Raw genomic sequence first — 5,858 nt, 5'->3', positions numbered from 1 at the left:
ATTCAGCAATTTTGCCGATAGAAATAGTTTGTTTTCGCATCAAGTAAATATGGTATCTTTCCTCTTGGCTTAGATGGTTGAACGTATTCATTGAGTACCTCTTTTAGTTTCAGGTTTTAGTCGACGGAAACTATACCATCTAACCTTTTTAAGAGGTGTTGCATTTATTATATGAATTCGGGACAATTAAACATGGAAAATGCTCAAAAACAAAATTGCTCTTACTGGGAAAAAAAAGCAGAAGATCAATATAGACGTGCTAGATATCAAGAATCTATATTATCAGCCGATAATGCAATTCAATTAGATGAAAATAGCGTTGATGGGTGGTGGTTCTCAGCATTAAGTTATCAGGGGTTAAATGATGCTTCTAAAGCATTAAATGCTTTAGAAGTTGTTGTTGATCTTGCCCCACATTTTGCTAATGGTTGGGCAAGGTATGGAGCTGCTCTACAAAAAATAGATGATTCAGATGCTGAAGCATTAGACGCATTTGAGAGAGCAATTCAAATCGATCCTGATCATGAAACCGCACTTACAGGACTTGCAGAGCTATATAGAGAATTGGATAGCAAAGATCATGATGATGCGGACAAAGAAATCTATGTATTATCAAGGTTAGATGATATCCAAGGTGGGCTAACTTCAAACCAGCTAAATCGATTAGGAATACTTTATTACAATAGTAAAAGATTTTTTGAAGCCATCAAATATTGGGACAGAAATATCCAGTTTAATACTGAGTTCTCCAGTTTATTTAATCTTGGTCTTGTATATAACCATCCAGAAGTATCTCAAGACGCTGATGCTGTTGATATTTGGCGATTAACCCTGAAACATCATCCAGATAGGACTAAAGTTAAAGATAACATTAGCAAGTTACTTCCTCGACTGCTGGTTTTGGCAGAAGAGGCGTTGCAAAGGGGACAAACAGTTCTAAATCATGCTCAATGGTATCAAAATTATATTAATCCTTTTGAACTATTAAATTATCAAGACGATCAACTTATTGATTCTGAAGATATAGATATTAAAAAAATCCAAAAACTCCGAAAAAGATTAATTCATGAGCTTGAGCTTGAAGACGGCCATATTCCTTGGATGGAAAGTCTTTTTATTGATCGATCAAAAGTAATTAATTTATGTGATGAATTGAATGATGAGGATAAAAGGTCTTATCACCTTCATGTTTTTAGAAATAAACCTCTTTTAAATTTTCTTACTTGTGGTGAACATCAGCATTTTATAGTCGATAATACATGGTCTCCATTAGAGACATTAGAATTTCTTGAAGACACAAAAAATGGATTTCGTCATTGGTTAAGTGAACCATTTTCCAAGCAATTTTACATAGTTATTACAAAAGCAATTGAAAATGAAGATCTTGCTGTTATTGAAGTTTTATTAGATGGTCGGCGGTGGATAGATCCTTCGTATACCGAGAAATGCTTTGAAAATGCGAAAAGAAAAATAGATCTCCAGTTAGAACCTTTACGTAATAATAAACAAGAGTCAGAAAAGAAAAAACCAACTGTAAATAAGCTTACAAATCTTTTAAACGAACAATCTTTAATTCAAATATTGAATTTATTCCCCACTTTCTTTTGGGAAATACAAGATGAAGCAGTTGGTATTATTCGTAATGTTGCTGTTTCTAGTTTCAACATTCATGGTGATTCAGAATTAGCAAAAGAAATTCTAAATTTGACATCACAGTTTTCTTTTAAATCCGAAGAATCTAATCGTCGAATACAAGAGGATAAAACAGCAATTGAAAAAATTATACAAGAAGAAAAACAATATGAGTCATACCTAACGATAAATGAAGAATCATGTAATGTTACAAGGAAGGGGGTTAGGCAAGGAGATAAATTCATATCAGTAGATTCAATCCGATCAGTTCGTTGGGGTGTAATGTTAAGCGGAAACTCTTCCAACCCTACACATGATTTTTTATTTTTATTTAAAAGCAAAGATTTTGTTGTGATTAAATTTCAATGGGCTACAACTAAAAGCATTAAAAAACAGAATGAATTTAATCATCAAGTTATAGAAGCTATATTACAATACATCATACCCAGTATTATTGAGAACCAAATTATGCAGCTGAATAAAGGGGGAAGTATCAATATTGGACATTGTAGACTTACAGCTCAAGGAATACATTTTGAATCAAAAGGTTTGATTTTTTCAAAACCTCAATTTATTCCATGGATACAGGCTACTTTTTATTTTCGAGATGGTGAATTAGTAGTATGGAATTCACATTCGAAAAAAGTTAAAACTCATCTTTCACTTCGAGATGTAGATAATGCTTTTACATTGAAAATCTTAAAAGAACATATGTGCTAATAAAATTGGAAATTGAATGCAACCTCAAACTAAGCAAGAAATAAAAGTACCAAAAATGTATTTAACAATACTTAACCATTTATATGAAATCGAAAGGAAAGTAGGCGATTTAGATGAGTTTAAAAAAATAACCCGAAATATCGAAAAAATAAAAAATGCTTTTCTACTTGAAGATGGAAATGAAATATCTTATGAAGACCCTATGGGACAGAAATTTGATGAAACACGGCTTGATCTTGAGGCTCATATTGTAGGTACAAATACTGAAAACTTAGAAGTAATAGATGTAGTCAAACCTATTATTCGAGTTAAAAATCAACTTTTGGGTAGGTCTTATGTGGTTCAAAGAGGCATCGTATCAGTTGAGTCTAAATAATTTTTATTATAAGGAAGAATAATGAGCGAAATGATCAATTACGGTATAGATTTAGGAACCACTAATTCTTTAATATCAAAATTTAATGCAGGGAAAGTCGAAGTATTTAAAAACCCAAGAGGCCATAAAGAAGGCTTACCATCAGTTGTCGGATTTAGACAAGATAAGATTCTCGTCGGTGACAAAGCAAGAGAATATTCCAATAAAGACCCTAAAAATGTAATAAGTCGCTTTAAGCGAAAAATGGGAACAACTGAAACATACAGAATTGATACCATTAATTCATCAAAATCTCCTGAAGAACTTTCTAGTCTTGTACTTAAAGAATTAAAAGGCTTTATACATTCTGGGGAGACAATAGATTCAGCTGTAATTACAATTCCAGCCTCTTTTGATACGATTCAATCTAATGCCACTAAAGAAGCAGGAAACCTTGCTGGATTTGATAATGTTATTTTATTACAGGAACCGATAGCTGCCAGTCTTTCTTATGCCAACAAAGATAATTCTAATGAGTTAAAGAACAGTCAATGGATTGTTTATGACTTGGGAGGTGGCACCTTTGACGTTGCATTGGTGAAAATTATTGAAGGGGAATTAACTATTGTTGACCATGAAGGTGACAATTTTTTTGGTGGAACTGATTTAGATGCATTAATTGTTGAACACATTGTTGTTCCCCAACTAGAGTCAAAAGGTACGTTTGCTAATTTATTAAACGAAATGAAGAGTTCAACAGGCCGATATGAAAAAGAGTGGTATCGATTCTTAAATGCAGCGGAAGATGCCAAAATTGAATTATCATCTGACAAGTCAACAGAAATTGAATATGTCCTAGATGATGATAATGGTAATGAAGTTGAAGGAATTATTACCTTCACCCGTTCAGACTTTGAGAAACTGATCAAAGATAAAGTTACCGAAACAACTCAAATGCTAAAAAAAATACTCACTAGACAATCAATTCAACCTCAAGATTTAAAGTTTGTATTAATGGTCGGTGGATCTACATTCATCCCTTTTATACGTCAACATGTTGAAGAAGTTATGGGGATTCCTATTAATACTGATATAGACCCAACTAATGCCATCACAGTTGGGGCTGCTTTTTTTGCGGGATCAAAAAAGAAAGAAACCGTCACAAAAAAAACAATTGATAACAAGTCTAATATTAAAGTACGTGCAATATATGAGCGGAACTCACAAGACTCAGAAGAAATGTTTTCTGCAAAAATTGAAGGTGATATTGCTGGAATGACCTACCGTATTATCAGTGCAGATGGCGCTTTTGATAGTGGATCTAAAGAATTAAAAACACGAATTCATGAAGACCTTCCTCTAAGAGAAGGGGAATATAATCTCTTTGAATTTAATATTCTTAATTCTTTAGGAAACCAAGTTCACCATGCTCAGGAGCAAGTTCAAATTGCGCAAGGAAAATATAGTGTTGCAGGGCAAATGCTCCCAGAAGACTTATGTTTAGTTAAAGATGACCTAATTTTAAAAGACACAAAACTAGATTGTATTTTTGAACAAAATGCAGTTTTGCCTAGTCGTGCAAGTCAGACTGTAGAGGCTGGTAAAACGGTTTTAAAAGATTCGGAGCAAGATGTAATTAGAGTAATGGTTGTTGAAGGCTCGTCCGACAATCACTATTTATCAAATAAACCAATTGGAACTCTTGAAATTTCTGGTGCAAATATAAAACGTGACTTGTTAAAAGGAACAGAAATCGATCTTACTTTTGAATTATCAGAGTCTAGAGATCTTACTATTTCAGCTTATTTAAATGGTACAGGTCAAGAATTTTCACAAGTGTTCAACCCTAAAAAAAGAGAGGTCAGCCCTCAAACGCTAGGTACTGAAATAATAATGCTTGAAGAGATGATCCATAAGGAGCAAGAAGAGGCGGCTGAAAATAAAAACTATAATATGGAAGAAAATCTTGGCAAATCCCTAAAAGATGTACAGACACTGATGCTAGATGCAGGGGAAATACCTGAGGATAGTGTCACTGATGAAAAATTTCAGTTGGAAGATAAAAAACGCAAACTTGCCCAACAAGTTCACCAATTAACTTCAAGTAAGAGAGTTGATGCTGCTAAACAAGATTATCAAGAACTAAAAGGATCTGTTTCGAAACTGATTCAAGAAAATGGCAATGATCACGAAAAACATCAAGTCCGTCAAGTAATTGGCCGAGAACAAGTTTTTCTAATGTCTAACAATCCAAATACAATTGAGGCGGCAACTGATGAACTAGGTTCTATTCAATATAAGATTTTAATGCGAATGCCAAATTACCTAGTACACATGTTTGAACTCTTGGTTGAAAGTCGCGTCTCAATGAATGATCAAATTCAAGCTAAAAACCTTATTGAAAATGGTATACATTTAATCGAAAGTGAATCGTGGGATGATCTTCGTATTGTAATTGGTAGATTATGGGACTTAGTACCTGAAAAAGAAAGAGAGGCAGACGGTTATCGCCTATTTACAGGAATTGTATAAATTCTTAAACTCTTAGAGTGTATTAGTTCAAGGCTACAATTTTTTTTTGTAGCCTACCCATTTAGCGGTGACTGCCTTTTCGTAAAAAGTTAACCTTTTATTTGAACTCTAAAACACACGTTCTAGCTCTATTTATCTCCTGATTAAAACAATTTAATTTATAATGAAAAATATGCCAAAAAAAATTAACACCTTTTTATTTCTAGTATGTATTTTAATTAGCAGAAATATAATTGCAAAGACATATGAGCCTCCACCTTCAATAAGTACAAGTTCACACGTTCCATATATTTCAGATCTAGCAATGGAACAGTGTGTCAAACTTTATAATGAAGCAAAATGGCTAGGAAATGAAATTAATACTATGCAAGTTAATAATTATAATAAGGTATCTGTAGATAATTATAATAGGCAGGTAAATAAGCACTCCAGCATGATAAATTCATTCAATGAAAACTGTGCTGGTAAACGGTCTGAATCTGCGTACAAGGCAGCTCAAAAATTGAATAATAAAAAATAGGTAACTATATAGCACCCCAAAGAGTCAAGACAGATTTTTCAACAATCCTTATTCCATATTCCTAAGCCGCTTCATTCTGCTGTTCATTAGCTAAAATAC

The 5,858-nt window shown here is 33.2% G+C and carries 4 protein-coding genes; all 4 read left to right on the top strand.

From position 1 onward, the window contains the following. Window positions 1–192 precede the first annotated feature (192 nt). Complete coding sequence (locus CDZ78_RS17890; protein WP_087871196.1) at window positions 193–2,352, top strand: tetratricopeptide repeat protein; 2,160 nt, start codon at window positions 193–195, stop codon at window positions 2,350–2,352. A 16-nt stretch (window positions 2,353–2,368) separates the two neighbouring features. Then, window positions 2,369–2,728 (top strand): hypothetical protein, encoded by a 360-nt coding sequence (locus CDZ78_RS17885; RefSeq protein WP_087871195.1) that lies wholly within the window; start codon window positions 2,369–2,371, stop codon window positions 2,726–2,728. Between the two features lie 21 nt (window positions 2,729–2,749). Then, on the top strand, window positions 2,750–5,239 hold the full coding sequence (locus tag CDZ78_RS17880) for an Hsp70 family protein (RefSeq protein WP_087871194.1): 2,490 nt from the start codon (window positions 2,750–2,752) through the stop codon (window positions 5,237–5,239). 163 nt (window positions 5,240–5,402) lie between these two features. Continuing rightward, window positions 5,403–5,759 carry a stress protein, tellurium resistance protein TerZ gene (locus tag CDZ78_RS17875; protein ID WP_244559286.1) on the top strand — a complete coding sequence of 119 codons (357 nt, stop codon included), beginning with the start codon at window positions 5,403–5,405 and terminating at the stop codon, window positions 5,757–5,759. Window positions 5,760–5,858 lie beyond the last annotated feature (99 nt).

It is taken from the genome of Bathymodiolus platifrons methanotrophic gill symbiont, from assembly GCF_002189065.1.
GTDB lineage: Bacteria > Pseudomonadota > Gammaproteobacteria > Methylococcales > Methylomonadaceae > Methyloprofundus.
This window is presented reverse-complemented; position numbering and strand designations above follow the sequence as displayed.